Annotated in this window: 22 protein-coding genes and 1 tRNA gene; 6 read left to right on the top strand and 17 right to left on the bottom strand. The window is 44.6% G+C overall.

The features are described 5' to 3' along the window. Positions 1–12 precede the first annotated feature (12 nt). Positions 13–810, top strand: coding sequence for a gamma-glutamyl-gamma-aminobutyrate hydrolase family protein (locus ACNI23_RS11575; protein ID WP_420248848.1), 798 nt, complete (start codon positions 13–15; stop codon positions 808–810). On the opposite strand, the gene ACNI23_RS11570 is transcribed toward ACNI23_RS11575, so the two are convergent. After that, positions 801–1871 (bottom strand): hypothetical protein, encoded by a 1071-nt coding sequence (locus ACNI23_RS11570; RefSeq protein ID WP_420248847.1) that lies wholly within the window; start codon positions 1869–1871, stop codon positions 801–803. The genes ACNI23_RS11575 and ACNI23_RS11570 overlap by 10 nt on opposite strands. Positions 1872–2222: 351 nt before the next feature. Here ACNI23_RS11570 and ACNI23_RS11565 point away from each other — a divergent pair, with 351 nt between their 5' ends. The 3 genes from ACNI23_RS11565 to ACNI23_RS11555 are packed head-to-tail and all read left to right on the top strand — an operon-like array spanning position 2223 to position 6569. Continuing rightward, positions 2223–2438 carry a hypothetical protein gene (locus ACNI23_RS11565; protein ID WP_420248845.1) on the top strand — a complete coding sequence of 72 codons (216 nt, stop codon included), beginning with the start codon at positions 2223–2225 and terminating at the stop codon, positions 2436–2438. Positions 2439–2442: 4 nt separating this feature from the next. After that, complete coding sequence (locus tag ACNI23_RS11560) at positions 2443–3819, top strand: hypothetical protein (RefSeq protein ID WP_420248843.1); 1377 nt, start codon at positions 2443–2445, stop codon at positions 3817–3819. 20 nt (positions 3820–3839) lie between these two features. Then, entirely contained in the window at positions 3840–6569 is a 2730-nt protein-coding gene (locus tag ACNI23_RS11555; protein ID WP_420248841.1) for a hypothetical protein, read from the top strand. Positions 6570–6896: 327 nt separating this feature from the next. Here ACNI23_RS11555 and ACNI23_RS11550 read toward each other — a convergent pair whose 3' ends face one another. After that, positions 6897–7775 (bottom strand): LysR family transcriptional regulator, encoded by an 879-nt coding sequence (locus ACNI23_RS11550; RefSeq protein WP_420248839.1) that lies wholly within the window; start codon positions 7773–7775, stop codon positions 6897–6899. Positions 7776–7913: 138 nt separating this feature from the next. On the opposite strand from ACNI23_RS11550, the gene ACNI23_RS11545 reads away from it, so the two are divergent. Then, positions 7914–8519: a LysE family translocator gene (locus ACNI23_RS11545; protein ID WP_420248837.1), complete on the top strand. Its 606-nt coding sequence runs from the start codon at positions 7914–7916 to the stop codon at positions 8517–8519. A 472-nt stretch (positions 8520–8991) separates the two neighbouring features. Here ACNI23_RS11545 and ACNI23_RS11540 read toward each other — a convergent pair whose 3' ends face one another. The 6 genes from ACNI23_RS11540 to ACNI23_RS11515 all read right to left on the bottom strand — a co-directional run bounded on the left by ACNI23_RS11540 (position 8992) and on the right by ACNI23_RS11515 (position 12315). After that, positions 8992–9291, bottom strand: a complete 300-nt coding sequence (locus ACNI23_RS11540) for a type II toxin-antitoxin system RelE/ParE family toxin (RefSeq protein ID WP_420248835.1) — start codon at positions 9289–9291, stop codon at positions 8992–8994. Next, entirely contained in the window at positions 9284–9541 is a 258-nt protein-coding gene (locus ACNI23_RS11535) for a type II toxin-antitoxin system ParD family antitoxin (protein ID WP_420248833.1), read from the bottom strand. The genes ACNI23_RS11540 and ACNI23_RS11535 overlap by 8 nt, the downstream gene beginning before the upstream one ends. Positions 9542–9618: 77 nt before the next feature. After that, positions 9619–10551, bottom strand: coding sequence for an abortive infection family protein (locus ACNI23_RS11530; RefSeq protein ID WP_420248831.1), 933 nt, complete (start codon positions 10549–10551; stop codon positions 9619–9621). A 257-nt stretch (positions 10552–10808) separates the two neighbouring features. Further along, positions 10809–10885 (bottom strand) — tRNA-Pro (locus ACNI23_RS11525). Between the two features lie 125 nt (positions 10886–11010). Further along, the gene (gene amrS / locus ACNI23_RS11520; protein WP_420248829.1) at positions 11011–12024 is read right to left on the bottom strand and encodes an AmmeMemoRadiSam system radical SAM enzyme; all 1014 of its coding nucleotides are present in this window, start codon (positions 12022–12024) and stop codon (positions 11011–11013) included. Positions 12025–12045: 21 nt separating this feature from the next. Next, positions 12046–12315 (bottom strand): hypothetical protein, encoded by a 270-nt coding sequence (locus tag ACNI23_RS11515; RefSeq protein WP_420248827.1) that lies wholly within the window; start codon positions 12313–12315, stop codon positions 12046–12048. A gap of 160 nt (positions 12316–12475) precedes the next feature. Between ACNI23_RS11515 and purM the strand changes: the two genes are divergently transcribed. After that, positions 12476–13522, top strand: a complete 1047-nt coding sequence (purM, locus tag ACNI23_RS11510; protein WP_420248825.1) for a phosphoribosylformylglycinamidine cyclo-ligase — start codon at positions 12476–12478, stop codon at positions 13520–13522. Positions 13523–13581: 59 nt separating this feature from the next. Here the strand turns inward: purM and ACNI23_RS11505 are convergent, their stop codons facing one another. The 9 genes from ACNI23_RS11505 to alaS all read right to left on the bottom strand — a co-directional run bounded on the left by ACNI23_RS11505 (position 13582) and on the right by alaS (position 25793). Next, positions 13582–15036 (bottom strand): protein adenylyltransferase SelO, encoded by a 1455-nt coding sequence (locus tag ACNI23_RS11505; RefSeq protein ID WP_420248823.1) that lies wholly within the window; start codon positions 15034–15036, stop codon positions 13582–13584. 8 nt (positions 15037–15044) lie between these two features. Continuing rightward, positions 15045–15632, bottom strand: a complete 588-nt coding sequence (locus ACNI23_RS11500; protein ID WP_420248822.1) for a DUF1318 domain-containing protein — start codon at positions 15630–15632, stop codon at positions 15045–15047. Positions 15633–15649: 17 nt separating this feature from the next. After that, the gene (locus tag ACNI23_RS11495; protein ID WP_420248820.1) at positions 15650–17770 is read right to left on the bottom strand and encodes a translocation/assembly module TamB domain-containing protein; all 2121 of its coding nucleotides are present in this window, start codon (positions 17768–17770) and stop codon (positions 15650–15652) included. A gap of 156 nt (positions 17771–17926) precedes the next feature. Beyond that, positions 17927–19204 (bottom strand): radical SAM protein, encoded by a 1278-nt coding sequence (locus ACNI23_RS11490; protein WP_420248819.1) that lies wholly within the window; start codon positions 19202–19204, stop codon positions 17927–17929. A 16-nt stretch (positions 19205–19220) separates the two neighbouring features. Further along, a complete protein-coding gene (locus tag ACNI23_RS11485; protein WP_420248818.1) occupies positions 19221–20636 on the bottom strand; it encodes a sensor histidine kinase in 1416 nt (471 codons plus the stop codon). A gap of 29 nt (positions 20637–20665) precedes the next feature. Beyond that, on the bottom strand, positions 20666–21916 hold the full coding sequence (locus ACNI23_RS11480; protein WP_420248816.1) for an EAL and HDOD domain-containing protein: 1251 nt from the start codon (positions 21914–21916) through the stop codon (positions 20666–20668). 304 nt (positions 21917–22220) lie between these two features. Further along, on the bottom strand, positions 22221–22613 hold the full coding sequence (gene rpsI, locus ACNI23_RS11475) for a 30S ribosomal protein S9 (RefSeq protein ID WP_420248815.1): 393 nt from the start codon (positions 22611–22613) through the stop codon (positions 22221–22223). 19 nt (positions 22614–22632) lie between these two features. Then, positions 22633–23061, bottom strand: a complete 429-nt coding sequence (rplM, locus tag ACNI23_RS11470; protein ID WP_420248814.1) for a 50S ribosomal protein L13 — start codon at positions 23059–23061, stop codon at positions 22633–22635. A gap of 89 nt (positions 23062–23150) precedes the next feature. After that, on the bottom strand, positions 23151–25793 hold the full coding sequence (alaS, locus tag ACNI23_RS11465) for an alanine--tRNA ligase (protein WP_420248812.1): 2643 nt from the start codon (positions 25791–25793) through the stop codon (positions 23151–23153). Between the last annotated feature and the right edge of the window lie 22 nt (positions 25794–25815).

Below are 25815 nucleotides of genomic sequence, written 5' to 3'. Positions count from 1 at the left end.
AGCAATCTCAGCATGTCTAAGCAGAGTCCTCCTCATATAGGTGTTTCCACTCCCGCTAGAGGGGGCATGGCCGCTTGGCTTTTTTTCTGGTTGAATATACGGCTTGCGGGAGGAGTTCCGGACCGCATAACTCCGGATAATTATCATGCCCAGAGAAAGTTTGACGGACTAATTATCGGTGGAGGGGCAGACATAGATCCTGCTCTTTATGGAGAGGATAAGCTTAAAGAAATACTCGAGAAGTCCGGTTTTGGTAATTTCAGATTCAGAGACATTCCCCGCAAAGTATTCCAGAGTTTAGTGGCGGTATTGGCTTTTGGCTTACGTAAAATTCTAGGAATGAAACAGGCTCCCGGCGAAGACCGAAAGCGTGATGCTCTTGAAGTTATGCTCATTAATGAAGCTCTTGAAAACGATACTCCTCTGTTAGGAGTCTGTAGAGGAATGCAGCTTATTAACGTTGTTAAGGGTGGCTCACTGCATCAGGAAATTGCGGATGTTTATGAAGACGTGAGTAATCCCCAAACTGTTCTTCCGTACAAAAAAATATCAGTCAAAGACGATAGCATGCTGGCAGATGTGCTTGGCAGAACTTCTCCCTATGTTAATGCGCTTCATCATCAGTCAATTAACGAAGTGGGGCAGGAGCTTGAAGTTGTGGCTGAATGTGATGCCGGAATAATACAAGCGGTGGAAGGTCGGAATAATAGTTTCCTGCTTGGGGTTCAGTGGCACCCGGAATATCTTGTTCAATACAGATCGCAACGAAGAATTTTCAAGGCTCTGGTAAATGCCTCCACTCAAATGTGAGCATATTTCCCTTTTGTTGCACCTGCCGGATTGATTGAGAAAAATCGTATCGGGAACATTTTTTCGAGGTGTTTCTGAGCATTTGTACCCAGTGTTTTGGGGGCGTTGTACAACAAACTGTTCAGAAAGGGGCTTTTGTAACGAGGACTGGAAAGGCTTCTATCTAGTTCTGACTGAATCATAGCATACCTATCTAGCGTGAAGTGGCACAAAGTTTTATTGATCTCAGCCCACTCTGCTAAAGGCACTTCTTCATCATATGGATAATTGGCAAAATTTTTCCTTCCCATATTTATATAAGCTAAAGAATTATGTGCCTTTTCAAATTGTGTATTAATTGATTTCAGATAGTCATCTGACAAGGCTCCACGCAGCATATTCGTAAGATCGTTTTTTAAGCAGCCTTTCACAACATTCAATACCGTGTTGCTGGCAAGCCATGACGCCACATCAAGCCCTTCAATCATTCCGCTCATGCAGCCAAGGTCTTTTACCGGGTTGTGTGCGATGGGGGTAAATTCTTCAATCTCTTTTGAAAAAGTAGACTGTGGATCATATGGAATGCAGTCCCGGAACTGATCACTTAATCTTTTATGCCTTTCTTTTTTTACTATTCTCAGCAGTAAGCCTCTTTCCACAAAATGCGATAACAAGAATGGGTCAACAACCATTTTTCCCAGATCTTCAGAGTATTGGCTGCCAGTACACTCACGTACTTGTTTTTTGAACCAAAGCGGAAGGTTTTCAGTAACTCCATAATCTTCCGTTATTAATGCTGCATTTAGGATACAAATATCTAAGTGTCTGGGGTTTATCACAAGATCACCAAAATCAACGTTTTGGCAATTGTCAGCATACTTCCCGGCTAATAAAACGGTCAGCTCCATCAACTTGGCATAGCTTAAGGCAATAAAAGGAAAATGTTTGATATCGGAATCTTTTGATATGCCGTCTAGCTCGACCTGTCTTAAGGTAATGAATTCCTCGTCTAAATTATTGGGATCTAGAGTTGAATCCAGGAACTCATTGAATTTTATTAAATCGCCAATTGTCATATCCATCTTCAACTCCGTATGCCAGAAAACAGCCTTGCCTTGTTTCGCCAATTAGTAGCTATCGGGAATTGTAAGTTGAAGAATGCTTCTAAGTATAATTTATGTGATATATGTCCAAGTTGACACAATATGCTTCCCCAAGAAAATGCCTTACGTCATTTCAACGTAAGACATTTGAATTCTCTGTGGTCGGAGCAGGAGGATTTGGATCTCTGGCATCTTGCTCCCAAAGAACTGTGTTTTTGTGAGAGTCGTATTTAATCAACAAAATGTTGACCAATATTGAAGAGATGTTCCAATTGGAATGACTTGTGCATCTAATCGTGATATCAGAATTTCAAATATTAGGAGATCGGTATGAATGCTACAAAATGTAAGTCTTTGAATTTTTGGCTGGTAACTGCTTTTATCTTTACTGTTTTGACTTTCTTAGACCCACAGGAAAGTTATGCTGGATATTTAGATCCTGGGTCAGGAAGTACGGCTGTACAGTGGATCGTGGCAGGAATTGCCTCTCTTTCACGCATAAAACAACGAATTGTTGCCTTTTTATCTAATCTTTTTTCCAAATAATGCCATGAGACAAGATTTAGGGTCATTTAGAGATCGTTCCGGGTATGTTTTTTATGATGGTGACAAAGTCGTTCGTACCATTGAGCATTCTTATAAAGAAGATTGGGAACACATTATTAAGTCCAATTTTCTTGAAGAAGCAGTACGCAATCAAGAAATAGTCGGGTTTAATGAGCGAAAACCGATAGAGGGAAGCTGGAAGAGCTTAAATGTTGAACCCATTCCGTTTATTTCATATCCGTATGAATGGAGTTTTTCTCAACTTAAGGACGCCGCTATTTTGACCCTTAAGTTGCAATTGTCAGCCCTTGAAAGGGGGATTATCCTAAAGGATGCTTCAGCTTATAATATTCAGTATATTGGCTCAAAACCTATTTTTATAGATCTGCTGTCATTTGAACTTCTGAATGAGGCTAAAACATGGCAAGCATATGGACAGTTTTGTTCCCATTTTTTTGCGCCGTTGGTAATTGGATCTAAAACAGATGTTAGACTGCTGCAGCTGTCGCGTCAGTGGATAGATGGGGTTCCTCTTGATATTGCCTGCAAAATGATTCCATGGAAAGCTCGCTTTTCCCCTAGCATATTGATGCACATCATCCTGCATGCTTTTATGCAAAATAAATATGCTGATCCACGATCATTTAAGGATAAAAAAGATGTCAAAAAAATGAGCATGCAAAAATTGGTAGACATTGTCACATCGCTTGCGTGTGCGGTGAACAAATGTGTATTGCCAAAACAAAAAACTGAATGGGTAGATTATTATAATGACACTAATTATTCGAATAAAGGAGCCAAGGCCAAATTAGAGATTGTTGAAAATGTAGCCCAAAAGCATAAAGGGAAACTGGCTATTGATCTTGGAGCAAATACTGGACGGTTTAGTCGTCCACTTGCACCGTATTTTGAGACTGTTATATCCGCAGATATTGATCCAATGGCGGTTGATGCACACTATCGTTTTCTCAAACAGAATGGTCCGAAGAATATATTGCCACTTGTTCTTGACCTCTCATCACCATCTCCTTCATTAGGCTGGGCAAGCACCGAACGAGCAAGTTTTGCTAATCGTTGCAGTGCTGATTTTCTTATGGCTTTAGCCTTGTGTCATCACCTTTTCTTTACTGTTGGGGTGCCGTTTAAACAAATTAGTTCATATTTCGCGAAACTTTTAAAGAAAGGCGGGATATTGGTCTGCGAATTTATTCCCAAAGACGATAGCCAAGTTCAGCGGATGCTTAGTAGTCGTGACGATATCTTTGATGACTATACAAAAGACTCGTTTGACCAAGCATTTAAAGATGCTGGCTTAATTGAAACGTATGTTTTTGAACTTCCTGGGAGCATGCGGACGCTGCATGTTTTCAGTAAGTCTTAAGCGGACAGGAATGCAATACTATGGATGGGTATCTTTTTGGGCTTTTAAGTGCCCCTATTGTTACTGTTTTTTTTGCTATATTAGCTCCAACGCTTACGATTGTCTCAATCAATGCAAATCAGTTTACGAAACAGCAAGTAAAAAGATCATTGATTTTTGTCTCCATGGTTGGTCTTATTTTGGGAGCTGGAGCACAATTGGCAAACTTTTTTTTTATGAAACAGGAGGTAGGTCCCCCTCTTCTTTTTATAAGTGACTTAATTGTATGTTTTGTTTCTGTTCTCTTCTTTTTTGTTCTTAGTGAAAGGCTGTTTGTAGAGCTGCTGAGTATAAGAAAGCGTATTTATACTGTTGTGGGGATAACTATATTTTTCGGTAGTTCCACCTATTTATTTTCTCTTGTTGTATTGAATGTTGTGCTTATAGCATACACAGTTTTATCCTTATTCGATTTTTATCAAAATAGGAAAGACCATGGTGCGGAATACATGGATAAAATAGATGATAAAAAGGAAACGGATATTACATTCAAGCATAAGCCTAATATTCACCTTTTGTTTTTGGAATCATTCCATTCTTCTAGTGCCTTAAAAGATATATATGGCATTGATAATTCAAATCTATGTAATAAACTTACGAAATCAGGGTTCACTTTGTATGATGATTCTTATAGCAATCTGACGTGGACTATAGGGACAATATCTAACCTTCTTTGGCCAAGAAGTCTGTATGATTACAATAGAGATGAAAGGAATATAGAAGTTACATCTTCTAAAGTTATGTCAACATTTAAGGCTAATGGATATCACTCGAGCCTTTTTTGCTCTGAGTTACTAGAAAATATATTTAGCGAGCTGTTTGATACTATTGGTTCCAATACATCAACAGGAATGTTTTGGATTAATAAAAATTTTGCTCCATTGATAGCTCAATCTTCATTGATAAGGAATTTTCTTTCTACCAAAGATCTCTTTGAGCATAAATATGACTTTGAGAGCTCTCTTGAAAAATTTAAAGATATTTTGGATTATAACAGACCTCAAATGAATTGGTTTTATTTTGGGGCCTGTCACTCAGACATCCGTCTCTCCTGGGATAAGCTGGATGAATTTGAGGATGAGTATCGCCAGAGGTATTTTGAGGCTGAAACCAATTTACTTACAATTATAGATACAATTTTAAAAAAAGATCCTGATTCCATAGTGATTGCCATGGGTGACCATGGGGCAAGACGGTTCAATCATGTTGAATGCGGGGCTAGTAATGACCCGACAACAAATATTAAAAAAAACGGATTTTCGCCACATCTTATAACTCAAGACCAAAGTGGTGTCTTTTTGGCGATTCATTGGCCTATCTCTCATTTTACACAAGATGAAATAATAACACCTGTCCGGTTATACGACCATATCTTCGCTGCGTTGACTGCAGATATGTCATATTTGGACGATATGATGCCAAACGAAACATTTACCCGCTCTAAGCAGTTCGGCAGGCTTCTTATAGCAAGGGATGGCAGGCCGCTTGATGAATGGGAAAAAATTGATGGCAATAAGCAGCTTTCATTCTATTTAGAGGAAGTAAAAAAAGATCCGAATAATGAAAGTAGCTTACTTGAGTTGGCATCAAAGTCTCTGGAGTTGGGGCATCATTCACAAGGAATTAAACTCCTACAAAAAATATCTGTAGATTTTCCTAAATGTGAGAAAGCCTATTGCCTATTAATGAAGGAGTACTTGAGTAAAGGACGAGCTAGGGAAGCTGAAATATTAGGTAAGCAGGCTCTATATAATGTCCCTAAGTCAAAGGATGTTTTTTACCAGCTATCGTTGGTGGCAGAATCTTTAGGCAAGATTCCTGATGCAGACATATTTATTCTTAAAGCTACTGAACTAGCTGGTGAAAAAGTCCTGCCTGATTTATGGTATAAAGTGTATGTGCAAGCACTTGCCCGTAAGGGTGATTTTGTTGAAATAGTTAATACAGTGAAGAGATCAAAAGGTAACTTGGCGGCTGTTCAGTCTTTTTTTGATTGGGAGATGCAGTATCTGGCTTTTTTGGATGGTAAGAATGATTCTTTTTTCAGCTGGATTGACAAAGTCATTGCTGAAAGCCCTGATGCCCAAATCGAGCAGCATATGGAAAAGAAGTTAATACTCTGCATGGTAGCTCAGAGATGGCCTCAGGCAGAAGGAACTGCAAGGAAATTGTTACAGAACGGTAGTAAGCATGCGGGAGTATATCTCTTGTTGGCTGCTTCGTTAGAGGCTCAGAATAATACACATGAATCCTTAAAGGTTTTATGTGAAGGGCTGTCTACAACTAACAACAGTCTTTTGGGTGAACGAATAGGACTTTTGGCCCGCAAAGAAAAAATTTATCATCCTGATTTCGCGCCATTTAGAGCTCTTGCCCAAACGCAATTGAAAGAAAAGATTGTTAGTCTGACAAAAGTAGCAGGTTTTGATGAAGAATGGTATGTTCAAAGGTATAGCAAATATATTAATAATACATACAGTTCTCCATTTGAACATTATCTTATAAATTCAAATTTGTTTATGTGCAACCCCAATAAAGATTTTGATGTTGCGTTTTACTACATCAATAATCTCGATGTCTTCAATGTGGGGATGGACGCAGCAGTCCATTATAACACATTTGCCAAATATGATAGTAATCACCCAAGGGCGGTGTGCATACTTGATCATTCTATTGATTATAAATTATATTGGAAAAAGTCTGATTTGTAAGAATGATAGGGGCATAATGTCAAAAAACATAAAATGCTAACGTCATACCAATGTGAGACCTAAAACCACATTAAATGTAGACCAATCCGTATATCAAAAAGAAAAAGGCTTAGCTTAATTTTCAGCTAAGCCTTTGAATTCTCTGTGGTCGGAGCAGGAGCATTTGAATCTCTGGCATCTTGCTCCCAAAGTCATTTGCGAATGTAGTAACCATTGAATTGATTATGAAAATATTAGCATTGAGGACACTTATTCGAAATTTTTATGGATTTTTGGATGCTGCCAACCGAGGATGCCAATTTATTGTGAAGCGTAATAATGCTAGTTTCAAATTCCCCACATTTCATTAATCAAATTCAAAAGAATTGAAATCTTATTATCCATTTTACGGCGTTCAAGACATAAAATGTAGAGTTTAAGCTTAATAGGTAGATCCATAACAGGAAAGATTTTGTATTGCTGTTTTACATTTTCTACCTTGCTTGTAGGCATTACACAGAGACCAACTCCGTCTGAAACTAAATTCAGAATTGCTGCCTCCTGATCCACAACAATCGTTTTGAAAGGTTTTTGTTCAATTTTTTCAAAAAAAATGGTGAGAACCATATTCAGTGGGCAGTGTTCACTTGTCCAGATCCACGGAAATGCGATAAGATCCTTTCCTGATTTGCCTTCTAGACGGTCACGCCATTTCTCCGGGCCAACAACGGTTAAATCGATTTCTCCAAGAAATCGAGCATGTATTTTGTTATCGTTGGGAATATCGTAGGAGAATCCTAAATCAATTTTTCCAGATTTCAACTTTTCAATAACATCCCAGCTCATCGATTCCTGTACGGTTAATGAAATATCAGGGTATTGATCTTTTAATTTTGTATATAGTTTTTCCAAGCGCAGAAGACGTGGATCTGTGTTTACTCCAAGTATTATTTCACCATATGATCCTCCTCTCAATCTTTCCACTTCTGCATTGAAGTCCTCTATTCCACTTAGTACAATATCGGCCTTTATTTTAAGTGCTTGGCCTTCATCTGTAAGCTTCATCCCTTTTGGTGTTCTATGAAAAAGAGGAAACTGCAACTCATCCTCTAAAGATTTAAGTTGCGTGCTAATTGCTGGTTGACTCAAATTTAAACGAGTTGCAGCCCGAGTCATATTCTCTTCTTCTGCTACGACTACAAACGAAACAAGCTGGTATAATTCCATATTTGTCCTTTTAAAGCGGGCGATGCCGAATGTCGATAAATAACGCTTATGAGCTCAATTGAGTCATTTAATTGGACCGAAAAAAACTGTTTATACTATCAAGAGTTATTCATTCAACAATCTCAAAAAGGAAATCATATGTATACACAAATTGCAGGAATGTGTGTTTTCGCACTGACAATGTCCATCACTCCCGGTCCAGTAAATATGGTCATTGTCGCTTCTGGGGCAACTTATGGATTGAGAAGGACAGTACCTTTTGTCTCAGGTGCAACTTCAGGTTTTATTCTGTTGCTAATTGTTCTTGGACTTGGAGTCATGCAGATTGTAACCACCCACCCTGTCTTTCTGAAATATCTTGCGGTATCAGGTGCTTTGTTCATTATTTACATAGGCTATAAGATTGGGACAGCTCGCCCAGATCTTTCAATCAAAGAGGGTCATTGCCCAAGTTTTAAAGAAGGTTTTCTTATGCAGTGGCTCAATCCTAAAGCATGGCTAGCATGCATCGCAGGGTTAGGAATGTTTATGGATGATAACTCATTTGATCCACTGATAATTTTTTCATCTCTTTATTTTGTGATATGCTTTTTGTCTCTTTTTATGTGGGCAATGATGGGCAGCAAGGTTGGTTTATTGCTAAATTCTCCAATAAGGATACGGGCTTTCAATGCTTCTTTGGGAGGTCTTTTATGCGCATGTGCATGTTATTTGCTTTTTGATATTTTCCATGCAGCAATTTAAAATGTCGGATGAGATTATTAAGTTTATCTGGCCTTACTCTATGTGTAAGAGCTTTGCGATAAGGGTTAGCCCCGTTGGGGCTGCCTCTTATTAGTCGCAATGTGAATGGTTGAGTATACTGATCTACAGAACAACCCCACAACACAAATCCAACTACCCCAAAATGTCAAAAGAATCCCTACTCTGTTCCCAACGAAAAAAGGCTTACAACAATGAATGCTGTAAGCCTTTGAATTCTCAGTGGTCGGAGCAGGAGGATTTTAACCCCCGGCATCTTGCTCCCAAAGCAAAGTGTTTGCGATATAGAGGTTGAAATAATTGAGCTTTATTTTGCTTGGTCAACATTTTTTCAGTGGTGTTATAGGGGGGTGAACCTGTTTGGTTCACCAAAATGTTGACCGGAATTTGGGGTATGATTCTAAATTTCATGCACTTTTGCTGAGGCTACTTTTCAAGCGTGGTGCCGAATAAATTATTCAGTAGGCAGATTAGATTTAATGTCCATTCTCTGGTGCAGCACGCCGATGATATCAATATGAGTTTCGCTGATCAGGTAAAAGACTATATGCTTGTTTACAGCGATAGAATGATAGCCGAATTTTATTTCCGGTCTGCTGCGGCCAAGGTTAGGGTTCGCAAGTAAGTTCTTGAGTCTAGCATCAATGTCCATGAGATATGAATCCGCCTTAGCTTCACCCCATGTTTCAAAACTGTATTTCCAGATGCCTTTCAGGTGCTCCTTGGCAGCAGGGGTAAAGCGGATTCTACGCATTGTTTTCAAGCTTTGCTTCTTTGATAATGTCATCCATGGTGGAATCGGTGAATTCACCGCTCCTTGCCTGCTCTTCACCTACAGCCAGTTTCTTCTGCATGGCTTCAATTTTCATCATATTTACAAGGTCTTCATTGGTTATCATAAACCGTAAAGCTTCGCGGATAACTTCGCTGGCATTGTTGTAATGTCCGGACTGGACTTTGCTTTTTACCTGCGCTTCCAGTTCGGGGGTAAGTGAGATGTGCATGGTTCCTCCTTTGTTGATGTAAATATAAGTCTAGATACAAGGATTGTCAAAGTTTGGAGGGATAGCTGGGGTCAGATTTATAGTGCTTGCTCAGCCTTAACCAGAAAGACAATAGTCGAAGCTGTCATGTGTAGAACATAAGATACAATATGCTCGGGTACTTCAACTGGAGTCTCGCCTTGACCATGTCCCCCAAGTTTGTTTCTAGCAGTAGGGACACCACCTTCAAGAACCGCACGTAATCCCGTCATGTGATTTTGCCAAAAGGATGGAATTAAACCTTGGTTGTAACAAATATCTAATAATTTCTTAGCAGTGTCATTAGGATTAAATTTCCATCCCTGCGTTATGCAGATAACCTTCATTGTGCTTTCTAAAGACTTAAGTGCATCTGTTAGTGCTTCTTTATGGTTACCATGACGATAATGCTCAAAGGCAGACAGAAATTCTTCTTGAGGTCCAGAATATGAAGGTGCTGCTAGCAATTGTAACGCTGGTTTTACTGCTTCGTGGTGAATTAGTTGGTTGTCGATTTTGATGATTTGTTTTTCAAAATGGTATCCAACCCCATGTTCTTTGAATCGAGTATTAAGTTCATTGATAGCTTCGTCTGCTATTTTATTGTAATTTGATCTAAATAAATAGCCATGAGTTCTTGTGCAATGTTCAATTGCCTTAAAGGACAATTCTGTAACATCCAAAATTCGTTCGACATCTTGTTCATTAACTAAAAAATCCGTTAATTCCTCATGGTAATCTCTGTTACCGTATGTTTGACATAGGCTGAAAACTCCATACTCACGACACAATATCTCAACTATTTGCTGGTATGTTTTTTTTACAGAATCTGTATATGTATCGAAGTACTGAGTGTGATTTCCAAGGGTTGCATGTATTATTTGTGCAATTTGAACACGTAAGGCCTGTGGGATTTCATCGTATGTATAAACATCAGGAACCTCTCCTCTGAGCATTTTCTGACGTTTTGAATAGAGATCGAAGACAGCCATAGGTTTTCCTTTTGATATCTTGGTGAAAAATCTGCAGTTTTATATCATCAATTGTATCAAGTTAAAACCTCTCCAATTATATCTGTTTCAAGAAGTTTTATCCCACCTCAAACAGGTTTAAACACCGTCATTACAGCATCTTAAATACTTTTCTCCAACACTTTGGTCAACCAAAGGTTCACCAAAAATGTTGACACCAAAAAATAAAAGGACCAATCAGCTGTGTGCTAAATGGCCCTTTTACTTGGATTTTTAAGTGGTCGGAGCAGGAGGATTTGAACCCCCGGCATCTTGCTCCCAAAGCAAGCGCGCTACCAGGCTGCGCCATGCTCCGACTTGTTTCGTGCAGAAAGGGAACTACGTGAATTGTATTTGCTTGGCAAGAACTAAATTTAATTTTTTTAAATTTAATTTTTTTAAATTTAATTCGTTATCTGTACTGTTTATATCTTTAAATACTTAAAATACCCCGTTAATTTTACATCCGCAGTACTTGCACATGCCGTCTGATAGGCCCGCATTGTTCATTTCAAAGCCGAATCTTTTGATCACTTCCTTGTGGCAATCAGGGCAGAAAGTGGAAGAACTTTCGTTACCCGGAACATTACCGATGTATACATACTCCAGTCCCGCATCGGTTCCTGCTTTTCTGGCTCTTTGCAGGGCTTCCATGGGGGTGACTGGACAGTCCTGCATCTTGTAGTCCGGGTGGAAGCGGGAGATATGCCACGGCACCTCCGTGCCCAGTTCATTGGCGATGAATGCGGCCATTTCCTTTAATTCGTCCGGTGAATCGTTCTTTCCGGGAATAAGCAGGGTGGTTACCTCTACCCACCAGCCGTTTGTCTTCATGTGCTTGAGGTTGTCGAGGACCGGATTAAGGCGGCCCCCGCATGTGTCCCGGTAAAAATCATCATTGAAGGCTTTAAGGTCTATGTTGGCGGCATCAATCAGGCCGGTCAGTTCTTCAATACAGTCCGGACTTTGGAAGCCGTTGGAGACCATGATATTTTTCAATCCTTTAATATGGGCAAGACGGGCGGTATCCTGCATTAGCTCAAAAAAAATGGTCGGCTCGGAATAGGTGTAGGATATGGAATCGCATTTGTGGGCGATGGTCGCTTCCACCAGAATTGCCGGCGTTACTTTCTGTCCGGTTATTTCCCGTCCTGTTTTGGGGTGCTGGGAAAGGGAGGCATTCTGGCAGAAGGTGCAGCCGAAGTTACAGCCCTGCGTGCCCAGTGAAAATGTCTCGGTTCCGGGCAGGAAGTGGTACAGCGGTTTTTTTTCCACCGGGTCCACATTGAGTGCTGCTACCAGCTCATAGGTTTTGGTCATGAGCTGGCCGTCAACATTTTGCCGTACCCCGCACTTACCGTGTTCCTGTTCGTCAATTATGCAGAAGTGGCTGCATAGCCTGCATTGGACTTTACCGTCCTTAAGCGGTTTCCATAGTCTGGCGGGATGAAGCATGACTTTCCTTATTATATTTTTCTACGGTTTGATTTCAGGGACAACAAATATAGGCCCGACTTGAGTGTCTTCCTTATCTTTATCCTTGTCTTTAGGTGAAATGCTTATCGTGTTGGAATTATTATCTGATTGAATTGAGATCTTGCTTTTGTTTCCGCCTCCGGTGCCCATGCGGATGGGTTTGCGGTCCTTGGCGGTATCCTTGTTAATGAACTTGGTTCCTGCTATGGCGTTTCCACACAGGAACAGTCCCAGAATGAGAAAAGCGGTGAATAAAGTTTTCTTGTACATGGTTTTTCTCCGTGGCATAGTATAAACTCTTATTTGGTCCTGTGCAAACAATGGACCTTTTTCTTTTCCCGATAGCGGGAAATGGGTGATGTTGTTCCTTGAACTTATACGGGATTCAGCATATACAGTCCGTTCTTAGAGACTGTTAGGAGAAATTAATATGGCAAGTCGTTCTGATGCATATAAAGCCGCCGGTGTTGATATCGATGCGGCTAATGATTTTATTGGTCGCATTAAAGGTATGGTGGGTTCCACCTTCACCAAGGGTGTGGTCACTGATATTGGCGGGTTCGGCGGGCTGTTCAAGCTTGACCTTACTCAGATGGAAGAGCCCGTGCTGGTGGCAGGTGCCGACGGTGTGGGAACCAAGCTTAAACTCGCTTTTGCAGTAAACAAGCACGATACTATCGGTATCGATCTTGTTGCCATGAGCGTAAACGATATTCTCGTGCAGGGAGCAAAACCCCTGTTCTTCCTCGATTACTTTGCAACCGGCAAGCTTGAGTCCGGTGTGGCTGAAGAAGTTATTGCAGGTGTTGTGGAAGGCTGTAAGCAGTCCGGCTGTGCGCTGCTCGGTGGTGAGACCGCTGAAATGCCCGGCTTCTATGCTGACGGTGAGTATGACCTTTCCGGTTTCTGTGTAGGTATGGTGGATAATACCAAGATCGTAGACGGTTCCTCCATTACTATCGGAGATTCCATCATCGGTCTGGAGTCTTCCGGCATCCATTCCAACGGTTATTCTCTGGTGCGTAAGATTTTTGATGAGTCCGGCTTGAAAGCAGACGACCTGCTTCCCGGTACTGATCAGAAAATCGGCGAAGCCTTGCTGGCTCCCACCAGAATCTACGTTGATGCGGTTCATAATCTTTCCCGCGATATTGAAATCAAGGGTATGGTTCATGTTACCGGCGGTGGTTTTTACGATAACGTACCCCGCATCCTGCCCAAGCAGGTCACCGCAGAAATCAACTTTAATTCATGGGAAGTTTCTCCTGTGTTCAACTGGCTTAAGGAACAGGGCGAACTCAGCTGGCCTGAAATGCTGCAGATCTTCAACACCGGTATCGGTTACATCCTCGTTGTATCCAAAGACAGCGAAGAAGATGTGCTCAACAGACTGGCCGGAATGAAGCTCAATTCATGGAAGATCGGTGAAATAACCGCCCGTGACGGAGATTCCGAGCAGGTTAAAGTTAATTTCTAGGTTTTGTTTTTGGTAAGTTTAAAGCCCTCGAACCTAATGGTTTGAGGGCTTTTTTTTGCTTAAGTACCGCAGAATGTCTGGTAAACACGTTCTGTCGGTTCCGGAGGTTGCATGTACTCATCGTATTCCGGTTGCCCTTCATAGGGATTCTGTAGAATATTGATCAGCTTCTTGGTCGGCCCGAAATCCTCTTTTTTAACAGCGGCACTGATGGCCTGCTCAACGCGGTGGTTGCGAGGAATGAAGGCCGGATTGTTGCGGTCCATCGTTCGGGTCGCTTCTTCTTTGCTTATGTTTTGCCGCTCCAGTTCTGCTTTCCACTTTTCAAGCCATTCCGAGACTTTCCCTTTGCCGTTGAAAAGATTCAGTAGCGGCTCTTCATTGCCCAAAACAGCTTTGCTCAGCATCCTGAAACTTAGTGTGAAGTCCGCCTTGGATTCATGCATGGTCTGCAATAAGTCATTCAGCAGTTCTTGGGCTGGTTCTTCCGGTTTCAGGCCGATTTTGCTGCACATTTCAGCAAAGTAATGCGTCCTGAATTCCGGTCCGAATCCCTGTACAATTTCTTCCACACGGGATTTGGCCTGTTCAGTCTCCTTATGAATGAGGGGCAGCAGGCATCCTGCAAGTCCGGCAAGGTTCCATTGGGCAATGGAAGGCTGGCGGGCGTATGCATACCTGCCGTAATGGTCGATAGAACTGAAAACTGTTGCCGGATCATAACCATCCATGAAAGCGCAGGGGCCGTAATCAATGGTCTCACCGGAAATGGTGGTGTTGTCAGTATTCATGACCCCGTGAATAAATCCGATCCGCATCCATTTGGCTACCAGCCGCGCCTGAACCGAGCAGACCTTCCCGAGAAATGCTGCATAGGGATTCCCGGCTTCTTTAAGATGCGGATAGTGACGGTCAATGGCGTAGTCTACCAGAGTTTTTACTCCTTCATGATCTTTGCGGGAAGCAAAGTACTCAAAGGTTCCGATCCGAATATGACTGGATGCAACACGGGTGAATACTGCACCGGGCAGTTCCTGCTCCCGGAATACATTTTCACCGCTGCGTACCATGGCAAGGGCGCGGGTGGTGGGGATGCCCAGCCGGAACATAGCTTCACTGACAATGTATTCGCGGATGACCGGACCGAGGGGTGAACGTCCGTCACCGTTACGTGAATACATGGTCTGGCCGGCTCCTTTGAGCTGGATGTCGTAGCGTTGTCCACTGCTGTTGACGAATTCACCGAGCAGGACGGCCCTTCCGTCCCCCAGTTGAGGCACGAAATTGCCGAACTGGTGCCCAGCATATACTTGGGCCAGCGGTTCCGAACCCTGAGGCGGTTTGTTGCCGGAAAACAATTCGGCCAGTTCAGCATCTGTTTCCGGCAAAGGGAATTCCATTTCTCCGGCAAGCTTCCGGTTCACGAGAATGATCCGGGGTTGCTTAACCGGGGTGGGATTTATGCGCTGGTAGAATTTGTTTTCCAGTCGTGCGTAACTGTTATCAAAGGGCATGACAGAAACTATTTCCGCATCCACTTACCGTTTGCGTTCTGGATAAACCAGCCGGATGGAGCGCGTTCCTGCCATTCCTGTGCAAATATGGCTTTGACTTTTGCAAGTTCACTGCCGGGAATGTTCATGGATGCAGCTACTTCGGAGTAAAGCTGGTCGCGGGTATCGTTATCCTGTGAAACAATGCGGCGCAGATCTGCGGTCTGCTTGATGTTCAGTCCGTCCTTGCTGATTATTTTCAGGTAGCCGTCTTTGGTGATGCCGATGTTACCGGAGTTGTAATAGGGAACCAGCTTTTTGTGGTCGGCGGCAATTGACTGTTTCAGTCCACGGATAGCGGCGTTTGATTTCTTGTCGATCTCGGCTTTGCTGACCTGAGCGTGAGCAGCTTGCGGTGTGAGCAGGGCAATGAAGCTTTCTAATGCGGACTGGTCGTCTTTGTTGTCCTGCTTGGGATTAGTTCCGTAAACATCTTCCACAATATCTTCTGCTGCCCGTTCAACCTTGGCGGCAGGGAAATATATGTTCACTGTCACACAGGCGACAAAGGAAAGAAGGCTGATAAAGGTTAAAACCTGTGCGGTTTTTTTGAGCATGGTAAACTCCTATGCTTTTAGTTGCCGATGACCCGTTTCAGCCTTTTGAGCATGTCTGAAAAGCTGATCAGGTTTTCGGGGTTGCTGTTGATTACGTTGATGCCGAACAAGGGCGGTCTTTTAATAATGTACTCGATTCCATCATCTCTGATCAAGCCTCGAATCTTGAATATGTCGTCATTGAGGGTGCATTCAAGGCCCAGCCCAGCATAGCCGAATTCTTTGAAAAATTGTGAGAAAACTCCCACTCCTGCTCCGGTAAGCCCCGAACCTGTTCCGATAACAGACAGGGTGTTTACCGCTTTGAGGCTGATATCTCCGGACTTGCCGGAACCGGGCGTTGTGCGGGCCACAAGGTGGAATGATGCAGGCTGCTCATAAGCGATGACCAGCTCGTTCAGGGAGAGGTCCATGCGACCGGTAATGCGGCCAATGTCCAGCGCCTTGCTGAGCGGTTCAAGATCAAGATGCTTTACGTTGAAGTCTGCCCCGTACTGCCGGGAGTCCTCAAAAGGATTCTCCGCAAAAATTTCATCAATAGTCATCTCCCCGCCATATACATTACCGAAAAGTTTTCCGCTGGTGGAAAGATGGCTTTTAAGCAACCAGAATTTCAAGTCACCGCTAATTTTTCCATCAATAGGCAGTGATTGCGGGGAGAGGGGCAGTAAATTGATGTCCTTGGCGACGATTTTACCATTGAGAGCAAAGTCGTCATTAAAGGGATGACGCATTTTCAAGTCAGAGAGATTAAGGGTTCCTCCTTCAAGATTAATGGTCGGGACGGTTCCGAATTCAATGGAATTTGAGGAAACGCTTATGGGAAAAGCGAAATTATTAATCTTAAGTTGTCCAGACTTGATTTCATCAAAGCCGATTATGCCTGCCGGGGAATAGGGCAGGGTTTCATCCGCTTGCGGTATGAGTTTTTCATTAAGGGAAAGCACAAAGGGCAGGTCAGCATTAATGCCACTGAAAACGGTTTCATCTTTACTGACCGAGCAGTTTTCAAAATCCATTTCCCCCCGCAGATGTGTTTTAGCTTTTGTGCCGTTAAAGGCGCAGCGCACTGCAAATTTGCCGTTACCGCTTAATCCTTCCAAGGAAAAGGGATCAATTGCGAAGGTCTTGAACGGTGCGGATAGTTCAGTTGTTTTGTATTCAGCATTGCCGGAGAATGCAGGGCTATGGAAGATATCTTTGAGATGCGCATCAGCTTTGAAGTTTCCCATGTCCTTCCAGTCTACATGACTCTTAAGCTTAATCCTGCCGGATTTATCAGGAAGGTTGGATTCAATCTCTGCATGCAGCGGATGTTTTGTGATGTTTACATAAAAGGTATCGTAAAGGGCTTCTCCTGATTGAAAATCTATACTCAGGGTTGGCTGGGGATTATTAAGCAGACTGTTGGCTTCTATGCTTCCCACTACGCTGTCTACAAGGGCCAGCCCATCGGCTGATGCAGCTGAGAGTCCGCTGAAATCAAGTTTCAAGCTTGCTTCGGGTGAGATGTTGATTTTTTGGAGCGCAATTTTTAGTGAAAATGCTCCTTCTTTATCCCATTTCTCAAAGTCCGGGAAATTGATTTCCACGATTCGTTCCAGCAGTGGCAGAGGATTGCTGATTTCCAGCAGGCAACTTCCATCTCGAACCGGAGTGTAAGTTAATCTGCCTGTCAGGTCCGGCAGATTTCCTGCTTTAATCTGTAAATCTTTGAAGTCTGCTGCTCCTGACCCCGGATCGATAATTCCTTTTCCGTTGATGGTCAGGTCGGGATCACTTAATCCAAGCTGAGGCAGATCAGTCTTTAAACTCTTAATTGTGAGGTTAAAGGAATTCAGGCGCAACATTCCAGAATCAAGATCAAAGTTTGTGCTGAGCTTAATCGGACCGGAGTTGATAGGTCCTTTTTTGTTCAGGTATTCCCCTTTGAACCTGAATTCCGAACCTTTCAGATGTTCAACGTATCCCTTCAAAACCCCGGCTATTCCCGCCTGCGGCAAGTCAACGGAGAATTGCCAGTTCAGGCCGAATCCACCATCTTTTGAAAAAGATGATTGCGGTATGGTGAATATCAGCAGCAGGAGTATGCAAGTGCTGAAAATAAGGGAGCGTCTGTTCATCGAATATTTATACACGGCTGACGGCCCGCTGAAAAGCAGGCTGATCCAAAAGAAAAAGGGAGATTCGATCGAGTGATCTAATCTCCCTCTAATTTAGCTGGCAATGACTTAAATTACTGAAAGTTTAAGCTGCCGGAGGCGAAATTAAAATATCAAAAGCGCAAAGCGCATCTACTTTTGCTTTCCATCCCCGAGGTAAGGGTTGAAGTATCCGAAGTTAACCCACGGACATTCATTCTTGATCCGTTTGCGGAAGTTGATGAATCCCATTCCCGGACCGAATTCGTAAGGCTCCATGAGCTCCATGTACAGGTCGGGGTCGATGTTCAGGTTACGCAGCTGGATGAAATCAAACTTGGTCTGCTTGGCAACTTCAACGAGTGCACTGACCTCGAATTCCGTATCACTGATACCGGGGAAATAAAGAAAGTTCAGGGACACGTGCAGATCCAGTTCTTTAGCTTTGGCGATGGTAGCCAATACGTCATCAAATTTGTAGCCCTTGGGCCGGTAGTAAGCATTGTAAACAGGCTCGCGCAGACTGTTCAGGCTGACCCTGATTGAGTTGAGCCCTGCTGCTGCCAGCGGTTCCATTGCTTCAGTGATGGAACCGTTAGTGTTGATGTTTACAGTACCGATACCGCCTTCATCGCGATACTTCTTGATGGCCTCGGTAAGTAATACGTGTTCTGTGAGCGGTTCACCTTCGCAGCCCTGACCGAAAGAGAAAACAGGCTTGCGTTCACGCTTGGCGTGAAAATGCATGATCTGGGTGATTTCTTCGGCAGTGGGCGTGAATTTGATGCGTTCCTGCGGTGAAGGAAAACCGGAATCTTCAGGCTGCTCGGAAATACAACCGATGCAACGGGCATTGCAGGTTCGGGAAGTCGGCAGCGGTGCTTCAAAGCGTCCCAAAGCAAGGTTCTTGGCTGCAGGGCAGCAGTAAGTAAGTGCACATCCAGCCAGATGGCGGACCAGTCTGTTGTCGGGCATTTCCTTCAACATGCGGTGGGCACCGGCATCGATTTTCTTGTTCGGAATTTTAGTGAAAACCTGACGCTTGTCCTCATCAACTTTCTTTGCGGTGACCCAGAATTTGCCGTTGGCATAGCCCACTGCACCGTAGGAAAACATAGGCAGTACAGGGGCGTCATCGGTATTACCGTATGCGGCAAGTCCGGTCAGGGTGTGTCCCGGGCAGGCGAATGCGGTGACCGCAGTTCCTTCCACTTCGACCACTTCACCTGTTTCCGGATCAAGGCCGATGGGGAATCTGCCCGGAAGCAGGAAAAATTCGCTGTCCGGGGGCAGGGGGATGTACTCTTCAGGCTTGGGCTGAAACAGCTCATCGCCACGACGGCACATCATTTCAAGTTCGGGATGATCATATATCTGGCCGTTTTCATCAGCAAAGACGAGTAACGGGCGCGGTTTTTTTTTGGCAGCCATTAATCTGGTCCTGTTTTTATTTAATTGGTGGTTTTGGAATTGTTGTGATCAGGGTCGTACCCTTTTCTTCTGAAGTTGTGAATGAAATATCTCCACCTGAGGCGCTGGCAATAAGCCTTGCGCTGTAAGTTCCCAGTCCGGTACCTTTTTTCTTGCCGTAGGTGGCATAGCGGTCAAAGAATGTCTCGCGGATGCTGACCGGAATTTCGCCCATGTTGTGGATTTTGGTGGTGATGAAGCGGCTGTCTTCCGTGATATTAATGGTGATAGTGGAGTGTTCCGGAGCTGCTTCTGCTGCATTTTTGAGCAGGTTGGAAAACATGGTAATTACCAACGAGGCCTCACCGTAGCAGACGATAAAGCATTCTTCGGTAATGGGTTCTCCGTCCTGCAGACTGACTATCTCAAGATTCTTTTCCTCAACCAACTGGCTCAGGTCGCCGATGGCTGCACTGATAGCTGTGTAGAGGTTAAAGGGGTGAGCGTCAGCTTTGAGGGAACCTGTCTCCAAACGGATCAGGGTCAGGGAGGTGTCGATCTGGCGGATCATGCGTTCGCTGGTTTTGCGTACGATTTCAGCCAGCGGCTGGAATTCTTCATCAAGACCGGCTTCGGTTTCAAGAATGCGTGACATGCCCACGATATTGGCTGTGGGAGAGCGCAGATCATGTCTTGCAATGCGCTCCATTTCCTCGCGTAACTGCATCTGCTGGCGCTGTTCAGTGACATCTACAGCCAGCAGCATGAAGACAGAAGGTGCAACCTGATCCACGGTGAGATCCCAAAAACGTTCGTAAGCATTTACTGATTTCAGATAATGCAGGTGATACGATTCAAGATCGGAAAAAATATTGTGGCGCACTTCGTCGGAAAGTGCGGACAGAAATGGCGGAGCCTGCTCGTATTCAAAAGCCGGAAGCTGATTATGTGCGGCCTTGTTAGCAAGTATTGTTTGTTCTGTTTTAGTGCTGATCAGGAGAGCGGGAAAGGGAAGGCTTTGCATAATCAGGCCGTAAAGCTTGGCATCCTCTTCATGTTTTTTTTTGCGAAGATGTTGGGCCTGAAAATTTTTTATAAAAGTAAGCAGCTTTTCTTTGGATACTGTCAAAGGCAGAAAAGATATGTTGGGAAAATCAAAGAGCGGTTCAAAGGACTCAGGCTTTGAGGTGTCGATGATAAAAAGAGCCTCTGCATCTTCATTAACTTCACGGATGCTGGAAAAAGTCTGACAGGTGTCGTCCTGCTCAGCCATAATGATTAGGTCGGGCTGTTGGCTGGCGTAGGTAAAAAGGGTTTCCCGTGGGGAGCGGGTTATTGATACCGCATGACCTAGCTCATGTAGCAGTGGCATGAGGATATGGATTACCGGACTTTTTCCGGTAATCAGGACGTTTAGCTTCGCATATTCATCATTGTGGCATGAGTGCGGCATGTTGGCTCCTGTTTAAGGCAGCGTTTAGATCAGGAAGCACCGGGGATCTGGAAGAAGCTGTTTGCCCAGCGGGTGGACTCATAATAGCTTTTTGCAACCATGACCGGATCAAGTTCCAGTTCACCCAGCAGAAAATCAAGATTATCCCAGTCTCCGGATTCAAAGAAGTTGGTCAGGTCCAGATATCTGCTATATGAATTTTCTTGACCGCAAAGGGCTTCATTAATTTCATCTTCAAGGGGCAGGTAACTGGTCAGTTCTTTCATGGGCAGATCGAACATAGCACCCAGCAAGGAGAAAAGTCCAAGCAGGAACATGGAATCTGTCGGCAATCCCTTGTCGGAATTCTGGGCCAGCAATTGCAGAAATTTTGCTCTTTGAGTGGCCAGCTGAGGAAGCTCGCGGCTTTTTTCCTTGGGGGTCAGATCTGTGAGCAGAATGACCCGCAGCCAGTTCTTGACCATTTTCCATCCAGCCAGAACGAGGGCCTGTTTGATGGAAGTGATCTTCTGGGAAAAACCGAAAGTCGGCGAGTTTAGCAGGGTTAGCAGTCTGAAGCTAATGGATACATCGTTTTGCAACGCTTCAGCCATGGCTTCAAAATCCGGGGATGAATCTTCTATCAGCTTGAGTAGCTTGAGTTTTACAATTTCACCGGAACGGAGTTTGCGCCCTTTCACATTTTCCGGACGCTTGAAATAGAATCCCTGAAAAAAGTTGAACCCCAGTTCTTGAGCCATGTTGAACTGATCAGTGTTTTCGACCCGCTTGGCTATGAGTTTGGTATCATATTCTTTGCAGAGCTTGCAGATGCGTTCCAGTTTCTCTTTATCAGCAGAGAGGATATCAACGATGATTGCATCCGCATAAGCTATGAGGAATTCTCCCTGCGGCCGCCCTTCGAAGTCATCAATAGCTATGTAAAAACCGTCGTCAGAAAGTTCTTTTATGGCCTTGATCAGGTTCGGGGTGGGGGGAGTGGTCTCAGGAATCTGAACAACAGTTTTGGCTGCCGGTAATGAGTAAGGCACCTTGTCCATAATGGCTTTGTGCGAAAAATTAACCACCAGCTTCACGTTATCCGGCAGATTCTCGCCGGGAGCTGCACAGATATCAGCAGCAACACGCAGTGTAGCCTTGTAGCTGTCGGAAATATCTGCGCTAGTAGCCTCGCTGCTGTTGCGGAAAAGCAACTCATATCCCCAAAGGGATTGGTCCGGCATCAGAATGGGCTGCCGTGCAAAAAAGGTTTTGTCGTAAAGCGGTTTTTTCCGGGACATATTTTAATTAATTCCTGCTAACTGTTTTGCTTAGGAATATAATCTTTTTTGTGGAATATCCAGAGCTTCAGCGCTTTGAGAACATATATCATTCCATAAAGTTGAATGAATGAAATCAAATTAAACTTATATTTATCTCTTGTTGTCGTACTTCTGTCTATTATGCTTTTCTTGTCTCTGGTTTGGCACTAATGCCAAGTTTGATTAACTGGAGCAGGAGTCGGGGTGTTTTCTGCATAAAAAAAGGCGGAACTGCAAAAGCAGCTCCGCCTGAATGGTCTTGCGAATATATTCGCAGTACTTCTTAACGTTTGGAGTACTGGAATTTTGCGCGAGCACCGGGCTGACCGTATTTTTTACGCTCTTTCTTACGAGCATCACGAGTCAGGAGACCGGCACGTTTGAGGATCGCACGAAGTTCGGGATCTATCTCAATAAGTGCGCGGGAGATACCGTGTCTTACAGCCTGTGCCTGACCTGCAACACCACCGCCGTCAGCGTTGACTTTGATGTCGTACTTGCCGAGGGTTTTGGTCAGTTTCAGGGGCTGCTGAACGATCATCTGCAGGGTTTTACGAGGAAAGTAATCTTCGTAAGGTTTACCGTTAACGGTGATTGCACCGGTTCCCTCATAAAGGCGGGTACGGGCAACAGCGTTTTTTCTTCTGCCAGTAGCGTAATTGAAATCTTTACTCATTTTATTGCTCCACCCTTAATTAGAATTCCAGTACTTTGGGCTGCTGTGCAGTATGCGGATGGTCGGTGCCAGCGTATACTTTCAGCTTTTTGATCATCTGCTTGCCGAGACGGTTTTTAGGAAGCATGCCGCGGACTGCAGTTTCGATGACTACTTCAGGCTTCTTCTCAAGCATAACCTTGAGAGTTCTTTCTTTCAGACCACCGGGGTGGTTGGTGTGCTTGTAGTAAGTCTTCTGATCCATTTTGTTACCGGTAACCCTGATTTTGTCAGCGTTGAGAACGACGACGAAATCACCAGTGTCAACATGAGGAGTAAACATTGCTTTGTCTTTTCCTCTGAGCTTGTTGGCAATCTGGGTTGCGAGGCGACCGAGAACCATATTTTCAGCATCAACTACGAACCATTCGCGATTGATGTCTTCATCTTTAGGAATATATGTTTTCATTAGAAATGCTCCTTGCATAAAATCTGGGAAGGGGATGTATACAAACTTTGACTGTTGGATGTCAAGCTTAAAAGTCCCTTTTTCTCAGACTATGAATCTGCAACCAGTTTCTTAAGGGTTGCGAATGCCTTTTCAATACCAGCGGGGTTGGTACCACCGGCCTGCGCCATATCGGGCCTGCCGCCACCACCACCGCCTACCTCAGCCGCAACGGGTTTGATTAATGCGCCTGCCTGGAATCTATCGTGCAAGTCCTTGGTCACGGCGATAATCAGGGAAACTTTGTTGTCATCAACCTGTGCTACCAGACAGAAGATGCCGGAATCCATTTTGGATTTCAGAGCATCGGCCTGATCACGCAGGGCTTTGACATTTGTAACTTCGAGTTTGGCTGCGAGAACTTTTACTCCGCCAATCTCTTCTATGGAACTCATCAGGTCCGCACCTGCACCGGAAGCCAGTTTTGACTGAAGCTTGTCGTTGGCTTTGGTAAGTTCCTTCACCTGAGACTGCAGAACCGCAATTTTATCGGCCAGCTGTCCTGGTGCTGCTTTGAGCATTGCTGAAGATGTAACGACTTCGGCGCGCTGCTCCTGCAGAAATTTGAGTGAATTCCATCCGGTTGCGGCTTCGATGCGGCGGATACCCGCAGCAACGCCGGACTCGGACTGAATTACAAAGGTTCCGGCTTCACCGGTTGCCTTAAGGTGAGTACCACCGCAAAGCTCCATGGATTCACCCGGAATTTCAACAACTCTGACAACATCACCATACTTTTCACCGAACAATGCGGTTGCGCCTTTGGTGGCTGCTTCGTCATTGCTCATTTCCTGAACGACTACGGGAGTGTCACCCAGTATAGCACGGTTTACCTCATTTTCAACCAGCCCGATTTCTTCGGGAGTCATGGCTGCAATGTGGGTGAAGTCAAAGCGCAGACGATCAGGTCCCACCAGTGACCCGGACTGCTTAACATGGTCGCCCAGAACTTTCTTGAGGGCAGCGTGGAGCAGGTGTGTAACTGTGTGGTTACGCTCTGTTGCTACCCTTGTTTCAGGGCTGACTTCAAGCTTGGCTTCCTGCTCAAGCAGCAGTTCGCCTTCGCTTACGAAAACTTTTGAAGCGGTAAGGTCTGCGGAAGCCTTTACGGTTTCCAGCACTTCTGCATTACCGGTAAGGGTGCCTACTGCACCTGTGTCGCCCATCTGTCCGCCGGATTCTCCGTAGAAGGGAGTCGCAGCAGTGATGATCCAGCCGCCGCTGCCCTGAGTGATACGCTCAAGGTGTTCGCCTTCTTCGGAAAGCAGGTTGACGATGCGTGATTCAGTGGTCAGCTCGGAGTAACCGGTGAAGCTGTTCTTGAGTCCAGCTTCCAGAACCTGACGGAAAATAGCGCCGGAGTTCTTTTCTCCGGAACCTTTCCATGCTGCTTTCGCGCGGTCTTTCTGCTCTTTCATGGCAGCAGTGAAGCCTACTTCATCAACTTCGAACTCCTGTTTTTCCGCAACATCGTTGATGATGTCCAGCGGAAAGCCGTAGGTATCGTAGAGTTTGAAGGCGGTTTCACCGGAAATGAGGTTTTTACCGTCTTTTTTCAGCTCTTCCATTTCCTCTTCGAGGATGATCAGACCCTTGTCAAGAGTCTGGCTGAAACGTTCTTCCTCTTCCTTGACCATGCGGGCCATGAAATCTTTGTTGTCGAGCAGTTCGGGGAACTGTCCGCTCATCTGCTCAACAACCATAGAGGTTGTCTCGTGCAGGAAAGGATCGGTCAGGCCGAGCAGGCGACCGAAACGGAAAGCGCGGCGGATCAGACGACGCAGTACGTATCCGCGACCTTCGTTGGAAGGCAGGATCTGGTCGGTGATCAGGAAGGCGATGGAGCGGGAGTGGTCCGCGATAACCTGCAGTGCAGTGTCGATTTCGCTGTCTTCCTTGTATTTAACTCCGGCCTTCTTGGCTACAGCCTGAATCATGGGCTGAAAAATATCGGTCTCAAAGTTGGACTGTACACCCTGACAAACTGCGGTAATGCGCTCAAGGCCCATTCCGGTATCAATGGAGGGGCGTGGCAGGGGTACGCGGTTGCCTTCCTCGTCCTGGTCGTACTGCATGAACACGAGGTTCCAGATTTCAAGGTAGCGGTCGCAGTCACATTTGCCGATGCCGCAGTTGGGCCCGCAGCTCATGTCTTCGCCTTGATCAATATGGACTTCGGAGCAGGGACCGCAGGGGCCGGTATCACCCATGGACCAGAAGTTGTCCTTCTCTCCGAGGCGGTAAATGCGCTCAGCCGGGAAGTTAACGACTTTCTGCCACAGTTCATCGGCTTCATCGTCATCAGTGTAAATGGTAACGTAAAGTTTATCTTTGGGCAGCCCTAATTCTTCAGTAAGAAAGCCCCAGCAAAATTTAATGGCGTCTTCTTTAAAGTAGTCGCCGAAGGAGAAGTTACCCAGCATTTCGAAGAAGGTGTGATGGCGTGCGGTACGACCTACGTTTTCGAGGTCGTTGTGCTTGCCGCCCACGCGCAGACACTTCTGTGAAGTGGTAGCTCTTACGTAATCCCTTTTTTCCTGACCGAGGAAGGTGTTCTTGAACTGAACCATACCCGCGTTGGTAAAGAGCAGGGTCGGGTCATCTTTGGGAACGAGGGATGAGCTGTCTACGATTGTGTGACCGTTCTTTTCGAAATACTTAAGGAATTTTTCTCTGATTTCACTGGCCTTCATGGGCTGTCTCCGTAATAGCTAT

Origin of the sequence: Maridesulfovibrio pacificus (SeqCode), from assembly GCF_048612815.1 — a bacterium.
Classification (GTDB): domain Bacteria; phylum Desulfobacterota; class Desulfovibrionia; order Desulfovibrionales; family Desulfovibrionaceae; genus Maridesulfovibrio; species Maridesulfovibrio pacificus.
Note: the sequence above shows the minus strand (reverse complement) of the source record. Positions and strands in the feature narration are given on the sequence as shown.

Excerpts from the sequence above, each read along its gene's own strand:
- ACNI23_RS11555 (WP_420248841.1), top strand. The coding sequence starts at position 3,840 with ATGGATGGGTATCTTTTTGGGCTTTTAAGTGCCCCTATTGTTACTGTT.
- ACNI23_RS11565 (WP_420248845.1), top strand. The coding sequence starts at position 2,223 with ATGAATGCTACAAAATGTAAGTCTTTGAATTTTTGGCTGGTAACTGCT.
- rplM (WP_420248814.1), bottom strand. The coding sequence starts at position 23,061 with ATGAAAACATATATTCCTAAAGATGAAGACATCAATCGCGAATGGTTC.
- ACNI23_RS11535 (WP_420248833.1), bottom strand. The coding sequence starts at position 9,541 with ATGCACATCTCACTTACCCCCGAACTGGAAGCGCAGGTAAAAAGCAAA.
- ACNI23_RS11515 (WP_420248827.1), bottom strand. The coding sequence starts at position 12,315 with ATGTACAAGAAAACTTTATTCACCGCTTTTCTCATTCTGGGACTGTTC.
- ACNI23_RS11490 (WP_420248819.1), bottom strand. The coding sequence starts at position 19,204 with ATGGCTGCCAAAAAAAAACCGCGCCCGTTACTCGTCTTTGCTGATGAA.
- ACNI23_RS11540 (WP_420248835.1), bottom strand. The coding sequence starts at position 9,291 with ATGCGTAGAATCCGCTTTACCCCTGCTGCCAAGGAGCACCTGAAAGGC.
- rpsI (WP_420248815.1), bottom strand. The coding sequence starts at position 22,613 with ATGAGTAAAGATTTCAATTACGCTACTGGCAGAAGAAAAAACGCTGTT.
- amrS (WP_420248829.1), bottom strand. The coding sequence starts at position 12,024 with ATGCTTCATCCCGCCAGACTATGGAAACCGCTTAAGGACGGTAAAGTC.
- alaS (WP_420248812.1), bottom strand. The coding sequence starts at position 25,793 with ATGAAGGCCAGTGAAATCAGAGAAAAATTCCTTAAGTATTTCGAAAAG.
- ACNI23_RS11550 (WP_420248839.1), bottom strand. The coding sequence starts at position 7,775 with ATGGAATTATACCAGCTTGTTTCGTTTGTAGTCGTAGCAGAAGAAGAG.
- purM (WP_420248825.1), top strand. The coding sequence starts at position 12,476 with ATGGCAAGTCGTTCTGATGCATATAAAGCCGCCGGTGTTGATATCGAT.
- ACNI23_RS11575 (WP_420248848.1), top strand. The coding sequence starts at position 13 with ATGTCTAAGCAGAGTCCTCCTCATATAGGTGTTTCCACTCCCGCTAGA.
- ACNI23_RS11530 (WP_420248831.1), bottom strand. The coding sequence starts at position 10,551 with ATGGCTGTCTTCGATCTCTATTCAAAACGTCAGAAAATGCTCAGAGGA.
- ACNI23_RS11500 (WP_420248822.1), bottom strand. The coding sequence starts at position 15,632 with ATGCTCAAAAAAACCGCACAGGTTTTAACCTTTATCAGCCTTCTTTCC.
- ACNI23_RS11480 (WP_420248816.1), bottom strand. The coding sequence starts at position 21,916 with ATGTCCCGGAAAAAACCGCTTTACGACAAAACCTTTTTTGCACGGCAG.
- ACNI23_RS11485 (WP_420248818.1), bottom strand. The coding sequence starts at position 20,636 with ATGCCGCACTCATGCCACAATGATGAATATGCGAAGCTAAACGTCCTG.
- ACNI23_RS11560 (WP_420248843.1), top strand. The coding sequence starts at position 2,443 with ATGAGACAAGATTTAGGGTCATTTAGAGATCGTTCCGGGTATGTTTTT.
- ACNI23_RS11545 (WP_420248837.1), top strand. The coding sequence starts at position 7,914 with ATGTATACACAAATTGCAGGAATGTGTGTTTTCGCACTGACAATGTCC.
- ACNI23_RS11570 (WP_420248847.1), bottom strand. The coding sequence starts at position 1,871 with ATGGATATGACAATTGGCGATTTAATAAAATTCAATGAGTTCCTGGAT.
- ACNI23_RS11505 (WP_420248823.1), bottom strand. The coding sequence starts at position 15,036 with ATGCCCTTTGATAACAGTTACGCACGACTGGAAAACAAATTCTACCAG.